The organism is Pseudomonas sp. JY-Q (assembly GCF_001655295.1).
Lineage (GTDB): Bacteria > Pseudomonadota > Gammaproteobacteria > Pseudomonadales > Pseudomonadaceae > Aquipseudomonas > Aquipseudomonas alloputida.
In genome coordinates this window covers 3,783,603-3,807,427 of record NZ_CP011525.1, presented here as the reverse complement: position 1 = coordinate 3,807,427, position 23,825 = coordinate 3,783,603, and the positions used below count along the sequence as shown (strand labels likewise).

General features: G+C 64.1%; 20 protein-coding genes. 15 read left to right on the top strand and 5 right to left on the bottom strand.

From position 1 onward, the window contains the following. The first annotated feature begins 21 nt into the window (after positions 1-21). Positions 22-786, top strand: coding sequence for a transcriptional regulator GlcC (gene glcC / locus AA098_RS17245; RefSeq protein WP_003256156.1), 765 nt, complete (start codon positions 22-24; stop codon positions 784-786). Between the two features lie 60 nt (positions 787-846). Here glcC and AA098_RS17240 read toward each other — a convergent pair whose 3' ends face one another. Further along, the gene (locus tag AA098_RS17240; protein WP_003256154.1) at positions 847-1,164 is read right to left on the bottom strand and encodes a DUF2388 domain-containing protein; all 318 of its coding nucleotides are present in this window, start codon (positions 1,162-1,164) and stop codon (positions 847-849) included. 281 nt (positions 1,165-1,445) lie between these two features. Here AA098_RS17240 and AA098_RS17235 point away from each other — a divergent pair, with 281 nt between their 5' ends. Continuing rightward, complete coding sequence (locus tag AA098_RS17235; RefSeq protein ID WP_060546021.1) at positions 1,446-2,072, top strand: glutathione S-transferase family protein; 627 nt, start codon at positions 1,446-1,448, stop codon at positions 2,070-2,072. 42 nt (positions 2,073-2,114) lie between these two features. Here AA098_RS17235 and mrdA read toward each other — a convergent pair whose 3' ends face one another. Continuing rightward, on the bottom strand, positions 2,115-4,010 hold the full coding sequence (gene mrdA / locus AA098_RS17230; RefSeq protein WP_003256152.1) for a penicillin-binding protein 2: 1,896 nt from the start codon (positions 4,008-4,010) through the stop codon (positions 2,115-2,117). A 561-nt stretch (positions 4,011-4,571) separates the two neighbouring features. On the opposite strand from mrdA, the gene AA098_RS17225 reads away from it, so the two are divergent. The 3 genes from AA098_RS17225 (at position 4,572) to AA098_RS17215 (ending at position 8,127) form a co-directional block, all read left to right on the top strand. Continuing rightward, on the top strand, positions 4,572-5,912 hold the full coding sequence (locus AA098_RS17225; protein ID WP_064614816.1) for an MFS transporter: 1,341 nt from the start codon (positions 4,572-4,574) through the stop codon (positions 5,910-5,912). A gap of 102 nt (positions 5,913-6,014) precedes the next feature. Then, a complete protein-coding gene (locus AA098_RS17220) occupies positions 6,015-7,268 on the top strand; it encodes an OprD family porin (RefSeq protein WP_060546023.1) in 1,254 nt (417 codons plus the stop codon). A gap of 145 nt (positions 7,269-7,413) precedes the next feature. Further along, complete coding sequence (locus AA098_RS17215; RefSeq protein ID WP_003256147.1) at positions 7,414-8,127, top strand: GntR family transcriptional regulator; 714 nt, start codon at positions 7,414-7,416, stop codon at positions 8,125-8,127. Positions 8,128-8,133: 6 nt separating this feature from the next. Here the strand turns inward: AA098_RS17215 and AA098_RS17210 are convergent, their stop codons facing one another. Together AA098_RS17210 and AA098_RS17205 are read right to left on the bottom strand one after the other, a co-directional pair. Then, the gene (locus AA098_RS17210; protein ID WP_004576417.1) at positions 8,134-9,084 is read right to left on the bottom strand and encodes a PDR/VanB family oxidoreductase; all 951 of its coding nucleotides are present in this window, start codon (positions 9,082-9,084) and stop codon (positions 8,134-8,136) included. A 12-nt stretch (positions 9,085-9,096) separates the two neighbouring features. Next, positions 9,097-10,164, bottom strand: a complete 1,068-nt coding sequence (locus tag AA098_RS17205; protein ID WP_003256145.1) for an aromatic ring-hydroxylating dioxygenase subunit alpha — start codon at positions 10,162-10,164, stop codon at positions 9,097-9,099. Positions 10,165-10,445: 281 nt separating this feature from the next. Between AA098_RS17205 and AA098_RS17200 the strand changes: the two genes are divergently transcribed. The 3 genes from AA098_RS17200 to AA098_RS17190 are packed head-to-tail and all read left to right on the top strand — an operon-like array spanning position 10,446 to position 14,615. Then, complete coding sequence (locus tag AA098_RS17200; protein WP_003256144.1) at positions 10,446-11,111, top strand: ABC transporter ATP-binding protein; 666 nt, start codon at positions 10,446-10,448, stop codon at positions 11,109-11,111. Beyond that, complete coding sequence (locus tag AA098_RS17195) at positions 11,111-13,570, top strand: ABC transporter permease (protein WP_064614815.1); 2,460 nt, start codon at positions 11,111-11,113, stop codon at positions 13,568-13,570. The genes AA098_RS17200 and AA098_RS17195 overlap by 1 nt, the downstream gene beginning before the upstream one ends. After that, a complete protein-coding gene (locus AA098_RS17190; RefSeq protein WP_064614814.1) occupies positions 13,560-14,615 on the top strand; it encodes a lipocalin-like domain-containing protein in 1,056 nt (351 codons plus the stop codon). Before AA098_RS17195 ends, AA098_RS17190 begins: the two co-directional genes overlap by 11 nt. A 53-nt stretch (positions 14,616-14,668) precedes the next feature. On the opposite strand, the gene AA098_RS17185 is transcribed toward AA098_RS17190, so the two are convergent. Next, positions 14,669-15,409: an enoyl-CoA hydratase-related protein gene (locus AA098_RS17185; RefSeq protein ID WP_064614813.1), complete on the bottom strand. Its 741-nt coding sequence runs from the start codon at positions 15,407-15,409 to the stop codon at positions 14,669-14,671. 116 nt (positions 15,410-15,525) lie between these two features. On the opposite strand from AA098_RS17185, the gene AA098_RS17180 reads away from it, so the two are divergent. From AA098_RS17180 to AA098_RS17150, 7 genes are all read left to right on the top strand, one after another. Further along, the gene (locus AA098_RS17180; RefSeq protein ID WP_004576435.1) at positions 15,526-16,170 is read left to right on the top strand and encodes a TetR family transcriptional regulator C-terminal domain-containing protein; all 645 of its coding nucleotides are present in this window, start codon (positions 15,526-15,528) and stop codon (positions 16,168-16,170) included. Positions 16,171-16,243: 73 nt separating this feature from the next. After that, the gene (locus tag AA098_RS17175; RefSeq protein WP_003256139.1) at positions 16,244-16,960 is read left to right on the top strand and encodes a response regulator; all 717 of its coding nucleotides are present in this window, start codon (positions 16,244-16,246) and stop codon (positions 16,958-16,960) included. Continuing rightward, complete coding sequence (locus AA098_RS17170) at positions 16,957-17,739, top strand: ABC transporter substrate-binding protein (protein WP_003256136.1); 783 nt, start codon at positions 16,957-16,959, stop codon at positions 17,737-17,739. Before AA098_RS17175 ends, AA098_RS17170 begins: the two co-directional genes overlap by 4 nt. Beyond that, the gene (locus AA098_RS17165) at positions 17,736-19,988 is read left to right on the top strand and encodes a hybrid sensor histidine kinase/response regulator (protein WP_003256133.1); all 2,253 of its coding nucleotides are present in this window, start codon (positions 17,736-17,738) and stop codon (positions 19,986-19,988) included. The genes AA098_RS17170 and AA098_RS17165 overlap by 4 nt, the downstream gene beginning before the upstream one ends. A 196-nt stretch (positions 19,989-20,184) precedes the next feature. Then, positions 20,185-21,591, top strand: coding sequence for an amino acid permease (locus AA098_RS17160; protein WP_003256132.1), 1,407 nt, complete (start codon positions 20,185-20,187; stop codon positions 21,589-21,591). A gap of 238 nt (positions 21,592-21,829) precedes the next feature. Next, a complete protein-coding gene (locus AA098_RS17155; RefSeq protein ID WP_004576437.1) occupies positions 21,830-22,624 on the top strand; it encodes an enoyl-CoA hydratase/isomerase family protein in 795 nt (264 codons plus the stop codon). Positions 22,625-22,657: 33 nt separating this feature from the next. After that, positions 22,658-23,818, top strand: coding sequence for an acyl-CoA dehydrogenase family protein (locus AA098_RS17150; protein ID WP_003256129.1), 1,161 nt, complete (start codon positions 22,658-22,660; stop codon positions 23,816-23,818). The last annotated feature ends 7 nt before the right edge of the window (positions 23,819-23,825 follow it).

The window sequence follows — 23,825 nt, the reverse complement described above, 5'->3', positions numbered from 1 at the left end:
CTACCAGCAGGGGTGTGCGCAGTGGGTACTGAAGGCAAGGCCAAGGTCGCCGACCAGGTGGCCGAACGGGTCGAGCGGCTTATCGTCGAAGGCGTGCTCAAGGTGGGCCAGGCGCTGCCATCGGAGCGGCGGCTGGTGGAAAAGCTTGGCTGTTCACGTTCGGCCTTGCGCGAGGGCCTGCGCATTCTGCGTGGGCGCGGCATCATCGACACCGAACAGGGGCGGGGTTCGTTCGTCGCCGATCTCACCGGGCAGGCGGGTGCTACGCCTTTGATGCACCTGTTCAGTTCGCAACCGCGCACGCTGTTCGACCTGCTGGAGGTCAGGGCGTTGCTGGAGGCTGAGTCGGCGCGGCTGGCGGCGTTGCGGGCTACCGACGTCGACCGCCTGCTGATCCGCCGGCGTTACGAAGAAATGCTGGCTGCGCACGAGGCTGCGCAGGCGCTCGATGCCCGTGAGCATGCCCGCCGTGACCATGCCTTTCACCGGGCGATCAGTGAGGCGTCGCATAACCCGGTGCTGGTGCATACCCTGCAATCGCTCAGTGACCTGACGTTGAGCACGGTGTTTGCGTCGGTCAACAACTTGTACTGCCGGCCAGCGCAGAAACGCCAGATTGATCGGCAGCATGCGCGGTTGTATCGCGCAGTCATGGAGCAACTGCCCGAGCAGGCGCAGCGGGCGGCGCGTGAGCATATCAACGGCATACGCGACAGTTTGCGGGAGATCGAGCAGGAAGAGCAGCGCCTGGTCAGGGCGACCATGCGTATGGATGGCTGGGGGTGAAGCGGCCCTGTACCGGCCCTCTCGCGTCGAACCGCCGCGAAAGGGCCGGTACAGGTTTACTCAATGGTCAGCCACGGGGTCATCTTGCGACAAGATGGCCCGGGCCAGTTCTTCATCGTTGGCCTGCAGCCCAGGATGGTCCTTGCGGGCCTGTTCAAGCGCCGACTCCACATAGGCGCCGCGGATGGCACCGCCGCTGGCGACGAACGCTGAAAGTTCGTCACGGGCCGGGATGATCCGTTTGTCATCCTTGAAGGTCGAATACAGCGAAGCGGAAATACCGGCCGAGGTGGCGACGTCGCCCGCATCGACGCGGGCCAGGGCAGCACCGGCAGGCATCAGGAGCAGCAGCGCAGGGGCGAGCAGTAGGTGGCGCATGTCGTGTTCTCCAGTAACGTGAAGCACAGGGAAATAAACCACTCAGTGTCTAAGACGGTTGAGGCGTTCGGGTAGTTCCCTTCTGCTGGCAGGAGCGTGGCGGGGATGAAGGTGAACCTGCCGCTGACGATATGGCTGAACGCACGGTTCTCAAGGTGTCGACGGAGCGCGTCATGGATTGACCGCGTCGGGACGCGCGTGATTTGCTTGGGTGGAGGGGCTTCGCGGGCAAACCCGCAGAGCGCCCTGCCGATCATTCAAAGGAAACTGAAGGTTCGCCCATGTCCGACTACAGGCTGCATTGCTTCGCCGAATCCGGCAACGCCTACAAGGCTGCGCTCATGCTTGAACTCACCGGCCAGGACTGGCAGCCGGTGTTCGTCGACTTCTTCCATGGCCAGACGCGTGAGCAAGCCTGGCGCGATGAGGTGAACGAGCAGGGCGAGGTGCCGGTGATGGAGCATGCTGGCAAGCGCTTCACCCAGTCTGCGCTGATTCTGGAATACCTTGCCGAACAGACCGGCCAGTTCGGGCCCCGTGATGAAGATGAAAAGCGTGAGATCTGGCGCTGGATGCTGTTCGACAACCATAAGTTCACCAGCTATTACGCTGCGCTGCGCTTTCTGTTCTGCCTGAAGAACACCGGCGAAACCGATGTCACGCGGTTCCTGCGCGAGCGTGCCACGGCGGCTTACCGTATTGTCGACGCGCACCTGGCGAAGACGCCATTCATGGTCGGTGGCCGGTTGACCATTGCCGACCTGTCGTTGGCGGGGTATGTGTTCATGCCAGAAGACACCGGTATCCCGTTGGCAGCGTTCACGCACATCGAGGCCTGGAAAGCCCGTATCCAGGCGCTGCCGGGGTGGAAACACCCGTATGAGCTGATGCCGCGCACGGCATCCTGACTCATTCGCGACTAAAGCCGCCTGCACAGCGGCTACGCCAAATCATGTGTGTGGCACACCCCGAGTGGGTGCGCCGCCCGCATACTCCGGCTTCAGGTGCCCTTGCTCATCCAGCAGATAAGCATCCATCACTTCCCGCACCACCGGCCCTGCGACCCGGCCTCCAGCCTCACCGTTCTCGATCATGACCGCCACCACCACACTGGGGTGCTCAGCCGGAGCAAAGCCGACAAACAGGGCGTTGTCGCGGTGGCGCTCCAGGGTCTTGTTGCGGTTGTAACGCTCACCCTGTTTGATCGCCACCACCTGCGCGGTACCACTCTTGCCGGCGATCCGATACTGCGCGCCTGCTGCTGCTGCGCGGGCAATGCCGCGCGGGTCGTGCATGACCATCTGCATGCCCTGGCTGACCTGGTCCCAGGCATGCTTGTCGTGCAGCACGATGTCGGGCATGGGGTTTGGGTCGATCGGCGTATCGCCACCCACGGTCATGGCCAGGTGCGGGCGGTGCCACACGCCCTTGCTTGCCAGCAGGCTGGTGGCCTGGGCCAGCTGCAGGGGGGTGACCTGCATGTAACCCTGGCCAATGCCAAGGATCAGCGTCTCGCCCGGGAACCAGGCCTGGCGTCGTGTGGCGCGCTTCCACTCGGCCGAGGGCATCAGCCCGGAGGCTTCCTCGAACATGTCCAGCGACACCTTCTGGCCCAGGCCGAACTCGGCCATGTAGTCGTGCAGGCGGTCGATGCCCAGCTTGTGCGCCAGGTCGTAGAAGTAGGTGTCGTTGGAGCGCATGATGGCGGTGTACATGTCCACCCAGCCGTCGCCGCTGCGGTTCCAGTTGCGGTACTTGTGGTCATAGTTGGGCAGTTCGTAGTAGCCCGGGTCGAACACCCGGCTGCCAGGGGTGATCACCCCGCTGTCGAGGCCAGCGATGGCCACTTCAGGCTTCACGGTCGAGCCAGGCGCATACAGGCCGCGCAGGACGCGGTTGAACAGTGGGCGGTCGATGGAGTCGCGCAGCGCGGCATACTGCTTGAAGCTGATGCCCTTGACGAACAGGTTGGGGTCGAAGCTGGGGTTGCTGACCATCGCCAGTACGTCACCATTGGCCGGGTCCAATACCACCACCGAGCCACGGCGGTCACCCAGCGCTTTTTCTGCGGCTATCTGCAAATGGGCGTCCAGGGTGAGGACTATATCCTGCCCTGGGGTCGGGTCCTTGTGGTTGAGCACGCGCATCACCCGCCCCTGAGCGTTGGTCTCGACCTCTTCGTAGCCCACGTGGCCATGCAGCTGGCTTTCGTAAAAGCGCTCGATGCCGGTTTTGCCAATCGATTGGGTGCCGCGGTACTCCGTGCTGTCGAGCGTCTTGGCTTCTTTCTCGTTGATGCGTCCCACATAGCCCACTGAATGCGCGAAATGCCCGGCCAGTGGGTACTCGCGGATGAACTGCGGCTCCACCTCCAGGCCCGGCAGGCGGAACTGGTTCACCGCTACCAGGGCGATCTGCTCCTCGCTCAAGCCCACCATTAGGGTCACGGGCTCGAACGGTTTGCGGCCACGGCGCAGGTCCTTGTCGAACTGCTTACGGTCGTCTTCGGTCAGGCCCAGCACCTGCGTCAGGGTGTCGAGCACCTTGGCCGAGTCGCCGCCTGATCGCTCGCGGGTCATGGTCAGGTCGAAGCTGGGCTTGTTGTCGGCCAGTACCACGCCGTTGCGGTCATAGATCAGCCCGCGTTCGGGGGCGATGGGCAGCACGTGCACGCGGTTGTTTTCCGACACGGCCGTTTGTTGGTCATGCTGCAGCACTTGCAGCACATAGAGCCGGCCCACCAGGACAGCACACAGGCTGAACACCATGGCAGCGCAGGCCAGAAGCCGACGGTTGACCAGGTGTTTTTCCTTTTCGTGGTCCTTTAACGGGATGGGTTGCGGCATCTGTGAATCGATCCTGAGGGGTGGCAATACGCGCGCGATCGGGCCGCGGATGCTACGCAACCCGCACCGCACCCTCAAGGCGAGTCCCGGCTGCCGGCTGGCTGGCATCGGCTGTGCGCCCCATGATCAGGGCGCTGAGGGGGAACATGAAGATTTGTTCATTGCGTAGTCATGGTGGTGAGTCAAGGGGTGGTTTTTGAAGGTTTGTGGATCCATAATTCGATTGTGTTCGTTAATCGAACATCAAGTTTCTTTGGTTGTAAATTTATAATCTACTGAATTTAATTATAAAAAATATGATTTTTCCTAACGATGAGCTGAATTTGGTCGAGCCTGATTGATAGGCAGTGCTTTCGTAACGTTGTTTGTGGATCCATTATCTGGTTGATTAGCGCCTGACAACGGCCGGAGCCCTCCTGCCGTATGCGATAACAATTACAAAAAGGGTCCAGTCATGAATGGCTATCCAGCGGCACTGAACCGTCAGGGTTCCTCCCGTTGCGCCTGCGCGTGCGCATCGTTCCTCTCGCCTGTGGCCAAGCCTGGCCGGCAGGTGACCCCATGAATACCGATCTCAAGCAACGTCTGGACAACGACCCGATGGGGCGCTTTCAGTGCCTGGCCATTGGTATTTGCATCATCCTCAACATGATCGATGGCTTCGACGTGCTGGTCATGGCCTTCACCGCCGCCTCGGTGTCTGCCGAGTGGGGCCTGAATGGGGCGCAGGTCGGGCTTCTGCTCAGTGCCGGCTTGTTCGGTATGGCGGCCGGGTCATTGTTCATCGCGCCGTGGGCTGACCGCTTTGGCCGACGCCCGCTGATCCTGCTGTGCCTGGCGCTGTCCGGTATCGGCATGCTGCTCTCGGCACTGAGCCAGAGCCCGCTGCAACTGGCGCTGCTGCGTGGCCTGACCGGGCTGGGCATCGGTGGCATCCTGGCCAGCAGCAATGTGATTGCCAGTGAATATGCCAGCAAACGCTGGCGCGGCTTGGCGGTGAGCCTGCAGTCCACTGGCTATGCGCTGGGTGCGACCCTGGGCGGTTTGCTGGCGGTATGGCTGCTGGGGCATTGGGGCTGGCGCTCGGTATTTCTGTTTGGCGGCATCGTCACCGTACTGGTGATCCCGCTGGTACTGCTGTGGTTGCCAGAGTCGCTGGACTTTCTGCTGGCACGCCGGCCGGCCAATGCGCTGGCCCGGGTCAACCGCCTGGCCGTGCGCCTCGGCCAGCCGGCATTGGCACAACTGCCGGCTGTTGCCGCACGGGCAGAAGGTGCCAGTAGCGGTTTCAAGCAGCTGCTGGCGCCGGCCATGCGCCGCACCACGCTGGTGATCTGGTTGCTGTTCTTCCTGGTCATGTTCGGCTTCTACTTCGTCATGAGCTGGACGCCGAAACTGTTGGTGGCCGCCGGCTTGTCGGCCCAGCAAGGCATCACCGGCGGGGTGCTGTTGAGCGTGGGCGGCATCCTTGGCGCGGCGCTGATCGGCGGCCTGGCTTCGCGCTGGCCACTGACGCGCGTGCTGGCGTTGTTCATGCTCATTACCGCCGCGCTGCTGGTGCTGTTCGTGGCCAATGGCGCCTCGGTCACTGCGGCGCTGGCGTTGGGCCTGCTGATCGGGCTGTTTTCCAACGGCTGCGTGGCTGGGCTGTATGCCTTGTCGCCGGTGGTCTATGACGCATCGGTACGCGCCACCGGCGTGGGTTGGGGGATCGGCATCGGCCGCATGGGCGCAATCCTGTCGCCGACCGTGGCTGGCGTGCTGCTCGATGGTGGCTGGCAACCCCTGCATCTGTACGGCGTGTTTGCCAGCGTGTTCGTGCTTGCCGCGGGTTGCCTGCTGCTGTTGCGCCCAACGACAAAGCCTGCGTCCGCCTTGCCTGCTGATGCACTGAGTCACTGAGTGCAACCCGGCCTTGCCGGGTATCTGAATGCAACTTACTGATCCGGGTCATGCTGGCCTGGGGCGGTCTGCTGCGCCTATTGAACGCGGAGAACAATAATAATGATGGACACAACTTGCACGCTGGCCCGTTCGGCCCTGGCAGTTTCGCTGGCGTTTGGCCTTGGTTTGCCGGCCTGGGCGCAAGAGGGGGGCTTCTTTGAAGATGCCAAGGGTGGGCTGACACTGCGCAACTACTACTTCAACCGCGATTTCCGCGACCCGGGGGCCGCCAAGGGCAAGGTTGAAGAATGGGCCCAGGGTTTCATCTTCAAGTTCAGCTCGGGCTACACCCCGGGGCTGATCGGTTTTGGCCTGGACGGTATCGCCCTGTTCGGCGTGAAGCTGGACAGCGGCGGCGGTACCAGCGGCTCAGAACTGTTGCCGGTGCACGATGACGGGCGAGCGGCCGACGACTACGGTCGGGCCGGGCTGGCGGCGAAGCTGCGTATGTCTGCGACCGAGCTGAAGGTGGGGGAATTGTTGCCGGATATTCCGCTGTTGCGTTACGACGATGGCCGCCTGCTACCGCAGACTTTCCGTGGTGCCATGCTCGACTCGCGGGAAATCGAAGGCCTGAGCCTGCAGGCCGGCCAGTACCGCGAGGTGAGCCTGCGCCACTCTTCGGACATGCAGGACCTGTCTGCCTGGGCCGCGCCCGGGGTCACCTCGGACGGCTTCAACTACGCCGGCGCCGAGTACCGCTTCAACCAGCAGCGAACACTGATCGGCGCCTGGCACTCGCAGTTGGAGGACATCTACCAGCAAAGCTACTTCAACCTGCTGCACAGTCAGCGGGTAGGGGAGTGGACGTTGGGGGCCAACCTTGGCTACTTCATCGACCGGGATGACGGACAGGCGCGCATCGGCGACATCCAGAGCCGCACCGGCTACGCCTTGCTGTCAGCTTCGTACAGTGGCCACACGCTGTACCTGGGGTTGCAGAAGGTCAGTGGTGACAGCCAGTGGATGTCGGTGTATGGCAGCAGTGGGCGAACCTTGGGCAACGACATGTTCAACGGCAACTTCAGCAATGCTGACGAGCGTTCGTGGCAAGTGCGTTACGACTACAACTTTGCCGCGCTCGGTGTGCCAGGGCTGCTGGCCATGGTGCGGTACGGGCATGGCGAGAACGCCACCACGGCGGCGGGCAGCAATGGCAAGGAGTGGGAGCGCGATACCGAGGTGAACTACACCTTCCAGAGTGGGTTATTGAAGAACCTCAACATCCGGCTGAACAACGCGACCAACCGGCGCAGCTTCAACAGCGATTTCGACCAGACGCGACTGATCGTCAGCTACCCGCTGACCTTGTAGGAACGGGTTCAGCCGCGAACACCGGCGCAGCCGGTGCCATGTTCCGTGTTGCCTGCTTCGCGGGTAAACCCGCTCCTACAACAGGTCAGCAGCAACCCCACGGCTTGCGCTAAGATGCCCGCTCATGTCTTTGGAAGTCGCCTGGATGAGCAAACCCGGTCAAATGGTGCTGGTTGCGTTGCGCAAGATGATCGCTTCGGGCGAGCTGGCGGCCGGCGAGCGCTTGATGGAAGTCCCAACCGCCGAACTGTTCGGCGTTTCACGCATGCCGGTGCGCATGGCATTTCGCACCCTCGAACAGGAAGGCCTGCTGGTGCGCTTTGGTGGCCGGGGGTTCCAGGTGCGTTCGGTCAGCGCCGATGACATCGCGGGTGCGGTCGAGGTGCGCGGTGTGCTGGAGGGGTTGGCGGCGCGTCAGGCTGCAGAACGTGGCTTGTCGGTGCAAGCACGCGCTGCGTTGCAACAATGCCTGGTCGACGGCGATCAGCTGTTCGACAAGGGCTTTGTGAGCGAAGACGACTTGCAGGTCTATCACGACCTGAACATGCGCTTTCATCAGGTGATCATCGACGCCAGCCACAACCCGGCCATTGCCGTTGCCCTGGCGCGCAACGACCACCTGCCATTCGCCTCGGTCACCGCACTTGCGGTGGACCGCCATGATCTGGCTCGCGAGTACCGGCGCTTCAACTTCGCCCATATGCAGCACCACGCCGTGTTCGACGCCCTGGTCAACCGCCAGGGTGCCCGCGCCGAAGCGATCATGCGCGAGCACGCCAATGCCACCTTGCGCTATGCCGAAACCTTTGGCGGGGCAGCGGCGGATGCGGGCATGAAAGTCATCCTGCCCTCGTCGTAAGCCGGTTCAGATGTCCAGCACCAGCAGCGGCGTCTTCGAGCGCGAGCAGCAGGGCGTGAACTGATCGTTCAGGGCCTGTTCCTCTTCAGTGAGAAACAGATCGCGATGGTCCGGTGTGCCCTGCAGCACGCGTGTCAGGCAGGTGCCGCAAATACCCTGCTCGCACGACATGGCGATCTCGATACCGTTCTCTTCCAGCACCTGCACCACGGTCCGGTCGGCTGGCACCTCGAACACCTGGCCCGTGCTGCCCACCTGCACCGAGAAACTGCCGTCGTTGCTGGCATCCACCGGTGCTGCGGCGAAGTACTCGCGGTGCAGGTTGGCCTCCTGCCAGCCCAAGCCCTTCGCGCTGTCCAGCACATGCTGCATGAACCCGCCTGGCCCGCATACATACAGGTGCACATCAGCTTGCGGGTTGCCCAGCACCTGGGCGATGTCCAGCGCCGTTTCCGGCTGCTCGTCAAAATGCACGAACAGCCGATCAGCGAACGGCGCGCTGCGAATCCGCTCGACAAACGCCGCCCGCTCGCTGGAGCGGGCACAGTAGTGCAGCTCGAAGGCCTGGCCGCAGTGGGACAGCTGCTCGGCCATGCACAGGATTGGGGTAATGCCGATGCCGCCGGCAAACAGCACACTGCGCTGCGCCCCCTCGGCCAGCGGGAACAGGTTGCGCGGCGCACTGATACGCAGCCGGGCACCGGCCTGCACCTGCTCGTGCAGGCTACGTGAGCCGCCCCGCGAAGCAGGGTCGTTGAGCACGCCTATCAGATAGCGATGGCGTTCTTCGGGGTGGTTGCACAGCGAATACTGGCGCACCAGCCCGTCGGGCAGGTGCACGTCGATATGGGCGCCGGCGCTGAACGCCGGCAGCAGGCTGCCATCTGCCGCGGCCAGCTCGAAGCTGCAGATACCCTGCGCTTCATCGTTACGGGATACCACTACGGCATCGATCATGTCGGCTGTTCCTCAGGCAGGGGTGGCGCTGGTGGCGATCAGTTGCGGCTGCGGCGCCCGCTCTTTGGCGATGATCCGCTCCAGCACTTTGCGTGACTGCACGCCGCCGGCATCGATGTTCAGCTTCAGCAAGTTGCGCTCGGGGTAGGCCAGCAGGTTTTGCTGCTGACGTTCGAGCATTTCCAGGTCTTCGCTGAAAATCTTGCCCTGGCCCTCACGAATGTTGTCGGTCAGGGTCTGGTCGTGCGCAGCGAAATTGCGTGCCATGCCCCAGAAGTACCAGATCGAGGTATCGCTTTCCGGGGTGATGAAGTCGACGACGATGCTCGATGCCTTGTGCTGTGCCTCGGCGTGGTAGCCGCCCTTGCCGGCATGCGCTACACCCACTTCGATCAGCACATGACTAGGTGGGGTGAAGCGGCAGATCTGCCAGCGGTCCACCGGTACATCGTCGGCCAGGCCGTTGCCACGCAAGGCCATGCGCCAGAACGGCGGCGCCATGAGGTTTTCCATGTGCCGGGCGGTGACCACTTCGTCGCCGGTGACGGTGGTGACCGGCGGTGCCTCGTCGATCTCCTTCTGGCCGATGCTGGAGGCGTGCACATAGGTTTCATGGGTGAGGTCCATGAGGTTGTCGATCATCAGGCGGTAGTCGCAACCGATGTGGAATAGCCCGCCGCCGTAGGCCCACTCATCATTCACCGCCCATTCCAGATGCGGAATCAGCGCCGGGTCGGCCTGCGCCTGGTCACCGGGCCAGACCCAGATGAAGCCATAGCGCTCGACGGCCGCAAAGGTCTTGTTGCAGGGGAAGCCACGCACCCGTTGGCCCGGCATCGACACGGTCTTGCCGTCGCAACCCATCACCAGGCCGTGGTAGCCGCACACCAGGTTGCCGTCCTCGACATAGCCCAACGACAACGGTGCGCCGCGGTGCGGGCAGAAGTCCTCGACGGCGGCGACTTGGTTCTCTCGGGCGCGGTAGAACACGATTTTTTCCCCGCAGATCTGCCGGCCCAGGGGTTTGGTGGCGATTTCGTCGGGGGTGCAGGCGACGTACCAGGTGTTTTTAGGGTACATGGGAGGCTCTCCGGGGTTTTGTTTTTATTTAATGGATCCATTAAGGCTGCGACTGGCGGGCATGGTCAATGCATTTTGCTTTGTTAATGCGGATTCTGTGCGATTATCGGTTTTTAGTGGATCCATTGAAGGGGCGCCCCTGCGATTCGAGGGGGCGGCCGCAGCAGCACGTCGTCTGAACAGGAAGGCACCGGCGAGATCGATCAAAGCGGCCGGTGCAGGAGCAGGCTTGGCCGAACCTGCTATGCCTAAAGGGACACCCCACCCATCAAGGCCACTCGATGCTAGCCATCGAACAACTCTACAAATCATTCCCCACCCCCCAAGGCCCGCTCCCCATATTGCAGGGGGTCGACGTGCGCCTGGCGCGGGGCAGCAGCCTGGCGCTGATGGGCGAGTCGGGCAGCGGCAAGAGCACTTTGCTGCACCTGGTGGCTGGCCTGGACCGAGCGGACAGCGGCCGTATTCTGATCGACGATGTTCCGCTCGATGGCCGTTCGGAAGCGTCGCTGGCGCAGTGGCGGCGGGAGGGGATCGGCCTGGTGTTTCAGCAGTACAACCTGATCAGCAGCCTGGACGTGGGCCTGAACCTTACCTTCCAGGCCCGCCTCGCCGGGCGGCATGACCCGCATTGGGCGGCTTACCTGGCGCAGCGCCTGGGCCTGGCGGACCTGCTTGAGCGTTACCCGGAACAACTGTCTGGCGGCCAGCAGCAGCGGGTCGCCATCGGCCGTGCGCTTGCCGGGCGCCCGGCCTGGCTGTTGGCTGACGAACCGACCGGCAGCCTTGACGAGGCCAGCAGTGACGAGGTGCTGAGTTTGTTGTTGCAGTTGGTCGCCGAAGCCGGCAGCGGGGTACTGATGGTGACCCACAGCCCGCGGCTGGCGGCGCGTTTGCAGCGCCGTTGCTACCTGCAGGCCGGCCGTGTGCGGCCCGAGCAGGGCTGATGAAGCTTTTGTCGCTGGCCCTGTTGGCGCTGCTCAGCCACTGGCGGCGCCATCGTGTGCAGTGCTTCAGCATCTTCACTGGCCTGTGGCTGGCCACGGCGCTGTGGACCGGTGTGCAGGCATTGAACAGCCAGGCACGCAGCGACTATGCCCGGGCCAGCGCGGTACTGACCGGGCCGTTGCAGGCGCAACTGATCGCGCGCAATGGCGAGCGCTTCGATCAGGCGTTGTACGTGCAACTGCGCAGGCAGGGCTGGGCTGTTTCGCCGGTGCTGGAAGGGCGCTTGCGCTTGCCGGGCGAGCCCGCACGCAGTGTGCGACTGATCGGCATCGAGCCGTTGAGCCTGCCGCCTGCCAGCAGCATTGCCGGGGTGCAGGTGCAGGCATTCGACCTGCAAGCGTTCATCGGCACGCCCGGGCAAGCCTGGGTTGGGCCAGACACCTTGCGTCAACTGAACACAAGCCCCGGGCAGCCGACCCGCGACAGTGAAGGGCAGTTGCTGCCGCCTATGGTTTTGCAGCCTGCGTTGGCACCTGGGGTCATCGTGGTGGACATCGGCCACGCGCAGGCGTTGCTGAACGCACCGGGGCAGTTGTCTCGTCTGCTGCTGGCTGATACGCCCGGGCCGTTGCCTACGGATATTGCCCGCCACCTTGAACTGCAGCCGCGGCAGGACGATGGCGGCTTGCAGCGCCTCACCGACAGTTTCCACCTCAACCTGACCGCCCTCGGCCTGCTGGCGTTCGTTGTCGGCTTGTTCATCGCCCACGCCGCGATCGGTCTGGCGCTGGAGCAGCGCCGTGGGCTGATCCGCAACCTGCGCGCGTGCGGCATCAGCCTGAAGACCCTGCTGGGTGCCCTGGTGCTGGAGCTGGGCCTGTTCGCGGCAGTGGGTGGGCTGGCCGGGGTGGTCAGTGGTTACGCATTGGCCGCGTGGCTGTTGCCCGACGTGGCCGCCAGCCTGCGTGGTCTGTATGGCGCCCAGGTCGCCGGTACGTTGAGCCTGCCGGCGGGGTGGTGGCTGCTGGGTGTGCTGGTAAGTGTACTCGGGGCATTGCTGGCAGGGCTGGAGAGTGTAATGCGTGCTGCCCGGTTGCCTTTGCTGGCGCTGGCGCAACCCCAGGCCTGGCGACTGGCGCAGGGGCCATGGTTGCAACGGCAGGCTTTGCTAGCGGGCCTGCTGCTGTTGCTGGCCTTGGGCTGTGGTGTCTTCGGGGCTGGCCTGCTTAGCGCGTTCGGCATGCTGGCAGGGTTGCTGCTGGCGGCGGCGCTGCTGTTGCCGGCCTTGCTCGATCGGGTACTGGCCTGGCTGGCGCGTCGTTGCCACCGGCCCTTGGCGCAATGGTTCGTGGCTGACAGCCGCCAGCAACTGCCAGCCTTGAGCCTGGCGTTGGTCGCTCTTTTGCTGGCGCTGGCTGCCAGTGTTGGCGTGGGCAGCATGACCGAGGGTTTTCGCAAGACGTTTGTCGGTTGGCTTGACCTGCGCCTCTCCGCCGACCTGTATGTCACCCCACGTGATACGGCCCAAGGCTTGCAGATAGTCGAGTGGCTCAAGCAGCAACCTGTGGCCAGCGTGGTCCTGCCTGGCTGGCGCGCAGACATGCAGCTGCAAGGTTGGCCGGTGCAAGTGCAGGGCATTGTCGATCACCCCGCCTATGGAACGCGCTGGCCATTGCTGGAACAGCATTCGCGCGCCTGGCAGCGACTGGCCAGTGGACAAGCCGTGATGCTCAGTGAGCAGTTGGCCAGGCGACTGAACCTGCAACTGGGCGACAGCCTGCAGCTGCCCGCAGACACGCCAGCCTTGCCCGTGGTCGGGATCTACGCCGATTACGGCAACCCCAAGGGGCATGTACTGGTCAATGCCGGCTGGTTGCGCGCCCACTGGCCACAGGCAACCCTGGCCGGCTTGAGTGTCGACCTGAGCGCTGAACGGGTGCCGGTGCTCAAGGCCGCGCTGCAACAGCACTTTGCCCTGGATGACAGCCGGGTGGTCGAGCAGGCGCGCCTGAAACGCTGGTCAACCGACGTCTTCAACCGCACCTTTGCCGCCACCGCAGCCCTCAACAGCCTTACCCTTGGCGTGGCTGGTGTGGCGTTGTTCATCAACCTGCTGACCCTGGGCCAGGCCCGGCTGGGCCAGTTGGCACCGCTGTGGGCGCTGGGGGTGCGGCGCATGCAACTGGTCTGGCTGAGCCTGGGGCAGACACTCATGCTAAGCAGCTTCACCGTGCTGCTGGCAATCCCGCTTGGGTTGCTGCTGGCCTGGTGCCTGGTCGCGGTGGTGAACGTGCAGGCATTCGGCTGGCGTTTACCGCTGTATGTGTTCCCCATGCAACTGCTGCAGTTGACCGTGCTGGGCATGTTCACCAGCCTGCTGGCCTGCGCCTGGCCGCTGTGGCAACTGGCGCGCCGCCAGCCGCGCGAACTGTTGAGGCCGTTGGCCGATGAAGCTTAATGCGTTGCTGTTGCTGAGCGGGTTGTTGTGCGGCTGTGATCAGCCAGCACCGCAAAGCTATGCCGGGCTCGGGCAGCAGGCTGGCGAATTCAGCCAGGTGACCCGCGATCATCGTCTGGTCTTCCCGCATGACCACGGTCCCCACGACGGCTTTCGTATCGAGTGGTGGTATGTCACCGCCAACCTCAAGGACGCCCAGGGCCGAGATTGGGGCGCCCAGTGGACACTGTTCCGCTCGGCCCTGCGCCCCGGCCCGGAGACCACCGGCTGGAACAGCCCGAACCTGTGGATGGGGCATGCAGCACTGACCGGGCCGGGTGGCCATCAGGCTGCTGAAACCCTGGCGCGGGGGGGTATCGGCCAGGCCGGCGTGCAGGCCCAGCCGTTTCGTGCATGGATCAATGACTGGGTGTTACAGGGCCAGGGCGGTATTGAACAGCTACAGATGGTCGCAAGTGGCGACGGTTTTCGCTATGACTTGCAGTTGCACAGCGATCTTCCCTTGGTGCTGCATGGGGAGCAGGGCTACAGCGAAAAATCAGGCAAGGGCCAGGCTTCGTACTATTACAGCCAGCCGTTCTACCAGGTCCAGGGGCACGTCCAGCATGGCAGCCTGTGCATCGCGGTTACCGGGCAGGCCTGGCTGGACCGGGAATGGAGCAGTCAGCCGCTGGCGCCCGGGCAGACCGGCTGGGACTGGTTTTCCCTGCACCTGGACAGTGGCGCCAAGCTGATGCTGTTCCAGGTACGGGAGGCCCACGGTGAACCGTATCGCGCCGGGACCTGGGTAGGGCCACAGGGGGAGGTGGTGGCGCTGGACGCCGCACAGATCCGCCTGCAGGCGCTGGCCTGGTCTGCGCAGAAAAACGGCAAGCAGGTACCGACGCGCTGGCGGGTGCAAGTGCCGGAGCATGGGGTGGATGTGCAGGTCGATGCCGTTGAGCCGCAGGCGTGGATGCAGACACGGTTCCCGTATTGGGAAGGGCCGGTACGCTTGAACGGGAGTGCGGGCGGGCGCGGGTATCTGGAGATGACCGGGTACTAGTGCAACAACGTTTGCGCAGGACAGTTGCGCCCATGAAGATCGCGCCAGCCCCTTCAACCCTTGATCAGCCCTCGCAGCACGGCCCGCGCTTCTTCAGTACGCAAGCACTCGATGAACAGTCGGCTTTCCCGCGCCACCGTGGCTTCAAGCTCCGCCCGCTGGCTGTCCTTGAGCAGCCGCTTGCTGATACGCAGTGCCGCCTGCGGGTAGCCTTGCAGCTGCCGCGCCAGTGTGCGGGCAGCGTCCAGGCACTGTTCGCCGTTTTCATGCAGCTCATTGGCCAGCCCCCAGGCCAGCATCTGTTCGCCATCCAGCAATGCATTGGTCAGCAGCAAGCGTGCCGCCCTGGCCTGGCCAAGCACACGCGGTAGCAGCAGGCTGGAACCAAACTCCGGGCACACACCCAGCGGCGCGAAAGGCATGCGCAGCTTGGTCGAGCGGCTGACCAGCACCTGGTCGCCCAACAGGGTGGCCCCGATGCCGATCGCCGCACCACTGACCGCTGCGATCAGCGGCTTGTCCAGGCCCATGACCACCCGCATCAGGCGGAACACCGGGCTGTCCAGGTCGCTGGGCGGGTTGTCGAGGAAGTCGCGAAGGTCGTTGCCAGCGCTGAAGCAGTGCGGCCCACCGGTGATGATGATGGCATCGACAGCGGGGTCTTCACTTGCCGCCAGCAACAGGTCGCCCAGCAGCTGGTACATGGCAGTGTTCAGGGCATTGAGCTTGTCGGGGCGGTTGAAGGCCAGGGTCAGCAGGCCTTGGTCCAGCTCGCGTGTGATCAGGTCGTTCATGGCAGCCGCTTTTGTTGTTGTGAGGGGGCCCTGCCGGGCAGTGGCGCTTAGGGTTTATCACGCAGTCCGGCTTGTTGTACAGTCGTTCAGTCCAGCCCCTAACCAGAGACCCACCGATGACTCAGGAAGCCCGCTACCACCGCATGCTGCCGGAACTGCGCAAAGCCAACCTGGTCGAGGCGACCCTGGTGTGCCTCAAACGCCATGGTTTCCAGGGGGCTTCGATCCGCAAGATCTCGGCCGAGGCCGGGGTCTCGGTCGGGCTGATCAGCCACCATTACGCGGGCAAGGACGAACTGGTGGCAGAGGCTTACATGGCCGTCACCGGTCGGGTGATGGGCCTGTTGCGTGAGGCCATGGCCCAGGCCGCGCCCAATGCCCGCGAGCGGCTGTCCGCGTTCTTCCGTGCCTCGTTCTGCGCCGAGCTGCTCGACCCGCAATTGCTCGATGCCTGGCTGGCCTTCTGGGGCGCGGTGAAGACCGCCGACGCGATCAACCAGGTGCACGACCACTCCTATGGCGAGTACCGCAACGAACTTGGCCGGCTACTGGCCAGACTGGCCGAGGAGGAGGGCTGGCAGGGCTTCGATGCCGACCTGGCGGCCATCAGCCTGAGCGCCTTGCTCGACGGCCTGTGGCTGGAGTCGGGCCTGAACCCCGGCACCTTCACCCCCGAGCAGGGCGTGATCATCTGCGAGGCCTGGGTCGACGGCCTGCAGGCCGGTGGCCGGAGGCGCTTCAGCCTGTCCGAGGGCTGTTGATCACCTGTTCAGTAACGAGTACGCTGCTGTCGCGAGTGTGTAGAACAACACCAATAAAAAGAGACAACACGCAATGACGCCTCGGGTATTGATCGTCGATGACGATCCGCTTATTCGTGACTTGCTGCAGGCCTACCTGTCCCAGGAGGGCTACGACGTACACTGCGCCGACACTGCGGAAAGGGCCGAAGCCCTGCTTGCCAGCCAGGATGTCGACCTGGTGCTGCTGGACATCCGCCTGCCCGGCAAGGACGGCCTCACCCTGACCCGCGAACTGCGGGTGCGCTCGGAGGTTGGCATCATCCTCGTCACCGGGCGCAATGACGACATAGACCGCATCGTTGGCCTGGAATGCGGTGCAGATGACTACGTGATCAAACCACTCAACCCCCGCGAGCTGGTGTCCCGGGCGAAAAACCTGATCCGCCGCGTGCGCCATGCCCGCGAGGCGCACCCCGCCCCGGCCTGCGCGCAATCGCTGAAGCAGTTCGCCGACTGGGCGCTGGATACCGACCGCCGGCGCCTGATCGACGCCCGTGGCGGGCAAACCCTGCTGACCCACGGCGAGTTCCAGTTGCTCAGCGTGTTCCTGCGCAACAGCGGCCACACCCTCAGCCGCGACCAGTTGATGGACCAGATTCGCAACCGCGAGTGGGTGCCCAACGACCGCTCCATCGACGTGCTGGTCGGCCGCCTGCGGCGCAAGCTGCATGACGACCCGGCCGAACCGCAGTTGATCATCACCATTCACGGCACCGGCTACCTGTTCACCGCCAGCGTGGCAGCATGATTCCTCGCGCCTGGCAGTTGGCGCTGGCCTTGACGTTGCCCACCCTGCACGCCAGTGCCAGTGAGCCCGTGCGTTACTGTGACTACCCGGTGTACCCGCCCATTTCCTGGAGCGACGGCCACCAGGTGCGCGGCCTGGCCCCAACCGTGGTGCGTGAACTGTTCGCGCGCATGGGCTACGAGGTGCAAACCGTGGTGCTGGGCAACTGGAAGCGCTGCCTGATGGACGCCGCCGCCGGGCGGGTGGACGTGGTCCTGGCCTACAACAGCGACCAGCGTGACCAGCGCATGCGTTTTTCCACGGAGCCGGTGGTGCGCGAGGAGGTGGCCGTGTTCTACAACCGCAAACGACCGGTGCAGTTCCAGCAGCTGGAGGACCTGGCCGGTTACCGCGGCGGCCTGTTGTACGGCGAAAGCTACGGCGCCGAATTCGACCGCTTCGTCGCCCGCCACCAGAACATCGAGCGGGTATCGTCCAGCCAGCAGAACTTCGGCAAGCTGATCCGCGGGCGCATCGACTACGTGATCCAGGAGCGGCGTACCGGCCAACTGTTCATCGAGCACCTGCCCGGCGCGCAGGACATCCGCGTATTGCCCAGCGCGCTGAGCGTGGACTACCTGCGGGTAGCCGTATCGCGGCAATCACCCCTGAGCCAGCACATGGACGAAATCGACGCGCAGTTGCGGCGCATGAACCAGGCTGGCGAGATCGCGCGCTGGCTGGAGCAGAGCGAGGTCACCTACCGCGACATGATCAACCTGCCGGCAGATGCCCGATGATTCGCCTGCACACCGATGGCCTGCTGCGCCGCCTGCTGCGGTTCATCCTGTTGTTCAGCCTGTGCTTTACCGTACTGGCCAGTAGCGTGCAGCTGTATTTTGAATACCGCCGCGAGATGCGCGACATCGAGGCGCGCATGGCGTTGATCCGCGCAGGCTACCTCGCCAGCCTGGAGCGCAGCCTGTGGGACTTGGACGAGGCGCAGCTGGATACGCAATTGCGCGGCCTGGTGGATTTTTCCGACGTGGCCCGGGTGCGCTTGGTTAGCGACGATTTTCAACTGCTGCGAGGGGAGGCCGAACCCAAGGGGCCGCTGCGCATCGAGCGCTTCCCCCTGGATTATCAGCCCCCCTCGGGCCCCGCCAGGCACCTGGGTGAGCTTGAAGTGAGTATCGACTTGGGTGCGGTGCACCATCGGTTGTATGCCACCGGCCTTGCCAGCCTGCTGTGGATGGGCGTGTTCCTGTGTGGCCTGGCAGTGGCGCTGTCGGGGCTGTTCTATCGCCTGGTCACCCGCCATCTGCAAGTGATGGCCGAGTTCGCCCGGCGTATTGGCGCCGGCCAATGGCAGGAACCGTTGCGCCTGGGGCGCCGCCGTTCATCGCGCCCTGACGAGATCGACACGGTGGCCAATGCCCTGGACGATATGCGCCGCGCCATCCTCAGCGACATTGAACGCCGCGAGCGCGACCGCCTGGCGTTGCAAGACAAGCGCGACGAACTGCAGGCCATGGTCGAACGACGTACCGCCAGCCTGGCCCGGGCCAAGGATGACGCCGAGGCCGCCAACCTGGCCAAGTCACGCTTCCTGGCGACCATGAGCCACGAACTGCGCACCCCGCTCAACGGTATCCTGGGCATGGCCGAGCTGCTACGCGGTGGCCGGCTGGAAGCGGCCGACCGTCAGCGCCTGGAAGCCTTGTACAAGGCCGGCGAGGGGCTGTTGGCGATTCTCAACGAAGTGCTGTATTTCGCCCGGCTCGAAGAAGGTGAGAGCCGCGCCGAGCTGGTCGGCTTTTCGCTGCGCCAGTTGTGCCAGGAAGTGCTGGCGCTGCTCGAACCCATGGCCGCGGACAACGGAGACACACTGCATCTGGAGATTGATGAGCAATTAGCCGGTTACCAGCACGGCGCCGAGCAGTACCTGCGTCAGGTGCTCAGCAACCTGCTGGCCAATGCCATCAAATTCACCGAGCACGGCCAGGTGCGGCTCAAGGTGCAGGTGCTGGTCAGCGAGGCGACCACGCAGCGCCTGCGGGTGTCGGTCAGTGACAATGGCATCGGCATCGAGCCGGCCGTACAGGCAAAAATCTTCGACCGCTTCGTCCAGGCCAGCGAGGCCGTGGCACGCCGCTACGGCGGCACCGGTCTGGGACTGGCGATCTGCAAGCACCTGGTGGAAAAGCTGGGGGGCTGCATTGGCCTGGACAGTGTACAAGGGCAGGGCAGCTGCTTCTGGTTCGAACTCGACATCGCCCTTGGGCAGCCGGTTGCGGCCAATACCCCGGCCCAGTCGGTCAGCGCCAGCCTGGATATCCTGGTGGTCGAGGACGTCGCGCTGAACCGTGAGGTGGCGAGCGGCCTGCTGGTGCGCGATGGCCACCGGGTGAGCTTTGCCGAGGATGCCGGGCAGGCCCTGCAGTTGTGCGCACAGCGGCGCTTCGACCTGATCCTGCTGGACGTTCACCTGCCCGGCATGAGCGGGGTGGAACTGTGCCGGCAGCTTCGCGCCACCCCCGGGCCTAACCACCACAGCCGGATAGTGGCGCTGACCGCTGGCGTGCAACCGGGGCAACTGTCGGATTACCTGGAAGCCGGCATGCAAGGTGTGCTGGCCAAGCCCCTGCGGCTGGCCAACCTGCGCCAGGCGCTGGCCGACGCAACGCCGACTGAAGAGGCCGGTATTGACGCAAACATGGACTGGTCGCTGCTGGCCACCCACCGCTCGCTGCTGGGCGAGCAGAAGCTGCAGGGCCTGCTGAATGTGTTGCGCCAGTCACTGGAGCAGCACGCCACGGCGTTGGCCGAGGCGCTGCCAGCCCAGGACTTTACCGAGGTGCTGCACCTGGCCCATCGCCTGGCCGGCAGTTGCGACTCCCTGGGTTTTTCTGGCCTGGCTGCGCTGTTGCGACGCCTGGAAGACGCAGCCCGCCAGCATGATGGGCAGGCGCTGAACGCACTGGCCGAGCCACTGGCAAGCCAGCTCGGCCAGGCCCGTGCGACCCTGGAACAGCTGATTCAGAGCTGACGTACAAAAAACTTACGACTTTTTACATCTTCGATCCGTTCGTACAACGGCACCTTACATCCGTTTCCAATAATCCATGGCAACCGTGTTGCACGCGGTCCATGAGGCTTATTGGAGACAAGAATAATGACATGCCGTAGCGCTCAGCCCCTCGTTCGCATCGCCACACGTACCTGCCGCAATGGTGAGGTGCGCCATGACTGACAACGTTGAAAAGATCCAGCTCACCCGCGCCCTGAAAAGCCGACACATCTTCATGCTGTCGCTGGGTGGGGTTATTGGAACCGGCCTGTTCATGGGCTCGGGCGTAACCATCAATCAGGGTGGGCCGGTGGGCGCGATCCTGGCTTACCTGGTCGCGGGCTTGCTGATGTACCTGGTGATGGTCTGCCTGGGTGAGCTGTCGGTGCAGATGCCGGTGTCCGGTTCGTTCCAGGCCCACGCCACTAAGTACATTGGCCCGGCCACCGGCTTCATGATCGGCTGGGTGTACTGGATGAGCTGGGCCACCACCGTAGGCCTGGAGTTCACCGCTGCCGGCATGCTGATGACCCGCTGGTTCCCGGAGGTGCCGATCTGGTACTGGTCGGCGCTGTTCGTGGTGGTGCTGTTCGGCCTCAACGCCCTGGCCACGCGTGCCTTTGGCGAGGCCGAGTACTGGTTCTCGGGCATCAAGGTGGCAACCATCCTCGGCTTCATCGTCATTGGCCTGCTGGTGATCTTCGGTGCCATCCCCCTGAGCAGCGGGGCACCCGCACCGATGCTGAACAACCTGGTGGGCGAGTCGCTGTTCCCCCACGGCCTGTCGGCAGTGTTCGCGGTGATGATGACCGTGGTCTATGCCTTCCAGGGTTGCGAAATCATGGGGGTGGCGGCTGGTGAGACCGAGCACCCGGAAAAAAGCATCCCGCGGGCGGTGCGCAATGTGGTGTTCCGCGTGCTGATCTTCTATGTGCTGGCGATTGCCGTGCTGTCGGCCATTGTGCCGCACGAGCAGGCCGGGCTGATGGAAAGCCCGTTCGTGCAGGTGTTCGACATGGTCGGCATCCCTTACGCCGCCGACTTGATGAACTTCGTCATCCTCACGGCCATCCTCTCGGTGGGTAACTCTGGGTTGTATGCCTCCACGCGCATCCTCTGGGCCATGTCCAAGACTGGCATGGCACCGAAAAGCCTGTCGCCGCTGAGCAAGCGTGGCGTGCCGCTGCGGGCGCTGAGCATCACCCTGTGCTTTGCGCTGATTTCGCTGATGACCAGCTTCGTTGCGGCTGACACGCTGTTCATGGTGCTGATGGCGGTAAGCGGTATGTCCGGCACCGTGACCTGGATCGTCATCGCCCTGGCGCAGTACCGCTTCCGCAAGGCCTGGCTGCGCGACGGCGGGCAACTGCAGGACCTGAAGTACAAGGCGCCGCTGTACCCGCTGGTGCCGCTGCTGTGCATCACCCTGTGCAGCTCGCTGTTCGTGTTCCTGGCGCTGGATGAAACCCAACGACCGTCGCTGTACTGGGGCTTTGGCTTCATTGCCCTATGCTACGCGGCGTACTTCTTCGTCAACCGCCGCCGGCAGGGGGCCTTCGCACCCAGCGCACCAGGGGTTTGACACCGCAGCTCGTCGCCGGCGGGTGTCAATCGCTGCATGTTCAGCACCTGTGAGATCGAGCACCGCCCGCGCGGCGCGCGATCTCACAGGCCATAAAGCCGTCACGACGAACGCCCTTGTGTAACGCCAAACACCGAGTTGTGCGAAGTTGTAACAGCCCATCCCGTCTTGTTGAACACTCGTTTAGTATCTTCCTCGTCAAGCCCTCCAAAACCATCACAACAACACCGAGGCCCCCATGACTACCCCGTCGTCGCCACTGTTGAGCAAGGTCGAAGCTGGCGTTGCCTGGATCACCCTCAACCGCCCCGAGCAGCGCAACGCGCTGGACATTCCCACCCTCAAGCAACTGCACGCCTTGCTCGACAGCCATGCCGACGACCCCGCCGTACGCGTGGTGGTGCTGACCGGCAGCGGCCGCAGCTTCTGCGCTGGCGCCGACCTGGCCGAATGGGCTGCCGCCGAAGCTGCCGGCACCCTGGAAAGCTATGGCTGGACCGAAACTGCCCATGCCCTGATGTTGCGCCTGCACAGCCTCGACAAACCCACCATCGCCGCCATCAACGGCACCGCCGTGGGCGGTGGCATGGACCTTAGCCTGTGCTGCGACCTGCGCATCGCCGCCGCCTCGGCGCGCTTCAAGGCCGGCTACACCAGCATGGGCTACAGCCCCGATGCCGGCGCCAGCTGGCACCTGCCACGGCTGATCGGCAGCGAGCAGGCCAAGCGCTTGTTGTTCCTCGATGAACTGTGGGGCGCCGAGCGTGCCCTGGCGGCTGGGCTGGTCAGCGAAGTCTGCGCCGACGAGCAACTGCCCGCCGTGGCGGCCGAGTTGGCCGGGCGCCTGGCCAATGGCCCGACGTTCGCCTATGCGCAGACCAAGCAGCTGATCCGCGACGGCGCCCGGCGCACCCTCGCCGAGCAGCTGGAGGCCGAGCGCCACGCCGGCCTGCTGTGCGGCCGCAGCCAGGATGGCGCCGAGGCCCTGCAAGCCTCGGTTGAACGCCGCGCCCCCCGTTTTACCGGCCAGTAATCCGATACCCGACCCTCATCAGGACCTTCGCAGATGAATTTCCAACTGACCCAAGAACAAGAAATGTTGGTGGAAGCGGTACGCAGCTTTGTTGCCAAGGAGCTGCTGCCCCATGAGGAAGCGGTGGACCGCGCCGACGCCGTGTCACCCGAACTGGCCGCACAGATCCGTGGCAAGGCCATCGCAGCCGGTTTTTATGCCTTCAACATGCCCGAGGAAGTGGGAGGGGGCGGTCTGGACTACCTGTCCCAGGCGCTGATCGAACGTGAGCTGTCCAAGGTGTCCTGGGCGCTGCATGTCTTCGTTGCACGGCCGTCGAAAATCCTCATGGCCTGCAAGGACGAGCAGATCAACGACTACTTGCTGCCTTGTGTGCAGGGCGAGAAAACCGACTGCTTTGCCCTCACCGAACCGGGTGCCGGTTCCGATGCCAACGCCATCAAGACCCGCGCCGTGCGCCAAGGCGATGACTTTGTCATCAACGGTAGCAAGCACTTCATCAGCCACGCCGGCCACGCCGATTTCGCCATTGTCTTCGCTGTCACCGACACCTATGAGCACAACGGGCGCAAGCGCAATGCGGTCACCGCCTTGCTGGTCGACCGGGGTACGCCGGGCATGACCATCCGCCGTGGTCCCAAGTGCGTGAGCAACCGTGGTTATCACACCTACGAGCTGTTCTTCGACGACTGCCGGGTGCCGGCCAGCAAGGTGCTGGGCGAAGTCGGCAAGGGCTGGGAAGTGGCCAACGCCTGGCTTACCGCCGGCCGGGTGATGGTCGCCGCCAACTGCGTGGGCCAGGCCCAGCGCGCCCTCGACCTGTCACTGCAATGGGCCGCCGACCGCAAGCAGTTCGGCCAGGCCATCGGCAGCTACCAGGGGGTGTCGTTCAAGCTGGCCGACATGGCCACGCAGATCCGCGCGGCCGAGATGCTCACCCTGCACACCGCCTGGAAGATGGACCAGGGCAACATGACCGACGGTGAAGCCGGCATGGCCAAGCTGTTTGCCAGCGAAGTGCTGGGCAAGGTCGCCGACGAAGCCGTGCAGATCTTCGGCGGCATGGGCCTGATGGACGAAGGGCCGGTTGAGCGCATTTGGCGCAACGCGCGTATCGAGCGCATCTGGGAGGGTACTTCGGAAATCCAGCGGCACATCATCGCCCGCGAACTGCTGCGCCCGCTGCTGCGCTGAGCGCCAG

What these genes read in the sequence shown, in the direction of transcription:
- AA098_RS17185 (WP_064614813.1), bottom strand. Translation starts at nt 15,409, where the DNA reads ATGAACGACCTGATCACACGCGAGCTGGACCAAGGCCTGCTGACCCTG.
- AA098_RS17160 (WP_003256132.1), top strand. Translation starts at nt 20,185, where the DNA reads ATGACTGACAACGTTGAAAAGATCCAGCTCACCCGCGCCCTGAAAAGC.
- AA098_RS17180 (WP_004576435.1), top strand. Translation starts at nt 15,526, where the DNA reads ATGACTCAGGAAGCCCGCTACCACCGCATGCTGCCGGAACTGCGCAAA.
- AA098_RS17220 (WP_060546023.1), top strand. Translation starts at nt 6,015, where the DNA reads ATGATGGACACAACTTGCACGCTGGCCCGTTCGGCCCTGGCAGTTTCG.
- AA098_RS17215 (WP_003256147.1), top strand. Translation starts at nt 7,414, where the DNA reads ATGAGCAAACCCGGTCAAATGGTGCTGGTTGCGTTGCGCAAGATGATC.
- AA098_RS17240 (WP_003256154.1), bottom strand. Translation starts at nt 1,164, where the DNA reads ATGCGCCACCTACTGCTCGCCCCTGCGCTGCTGCTCCTGATGCCTGCC.
- AA098_RS17195 (WP_064614815.1), top strand. Translation starts at nt 11,111, where the DNA reads ATGAAGCTTTTGTCGCTGGCCCTGTTGGCGCTGCTCAGCCACTGGCGG.
- AA098_RS17235 (WP_060546021.1), top strand. Translation starts at nt 1,446, where the DNA reads ATGTCCGACTACAGGCTGCATTGCTTCGCCGAATCCGGCAACGCCTAC.
- AA098_RS17225 (WP_064614816.1), top strand. Translation starts at nt 4,572, where the DNA reads ATGAATACCGATCTCAAGCAACGTCTGGACAACGACCCGATGGGGCGC.
- AA098_RS17150 (WP_003256129.1), top strand. Translation starts at nt 22,658, where the DNA reads ATGAATTTCCAACTGACCCAAGAACAAGAAATGTTGGTGGAAGCGGTA.
- AA098_RS17155 (WP_004576437.1), top strand. Translation starts at nt 21,830, where the DNA reads ATGACTACCCCGTCGTCGCCACTGTTGAGCAAGGTCGAAGCTGGCGTT.
- mrdA (WP_003256152.1), bottom strand. Translation starts at nt 4,010, where the DNA reads ATGCCGCAACCCATCCCGTTAAAGGACCACGAAAAGGAAAAACACCTG.
- AA098_RS17210 (WP_004576417.1), bottom strand. Translation starts at nt 9,084, where the DNA reads ATGATCGATGCCGTAGTGGTATCCCGTAACGATGAAGCGCAGGGTATC.
- AA098_RS17170 (WP_003256136.1), top strand. Translation starts at nt 16,957, where the DNA reads ATGATTCCTCGCGCCTGGCAGTTGGCGCTGGCCTTGACGTTGCCCACC.
- AA098_RS17175 (WP_003256139.1), top strand. Translation starts at nt 16,244, where the DNA reads ATGACGCCTCGGGTATTGATCGTCGATGACGATCCGCTTATTCGTGAC.
- AA098_RS17190 (WP_064614814.1), top strand. Translation starts at nt 13,560, where the DNA reads ATGAAGCTTAATGCGTTGCTGTTGCTGAGCGGGTTGTTGTGCGGCTGT.
- AA098_RS17200 (WP_003256144.1), top strand. Translation starts at nt 10,446, where the DNA reads ATGCTAGCCATCGAACAACTCTACAAATCATTCCCCACCCCCCAAGGC.
- AA098_RS17205 (WP_003256145.1), bottom strand. Translation starts at nt 10,164, where the DNA reads ATGTACCCTAAAAACACCTGGTACGTCGCCTGCACCCCCGACGAAATC.
- AA098_RS17165 (WP_003256133.1), top strand. Translation starts at nt 17,736, where the DNA reads ATGATTCGCCTGCACACCGATGGCCTGCTGCGCCGCCTGCTGCGGTTC.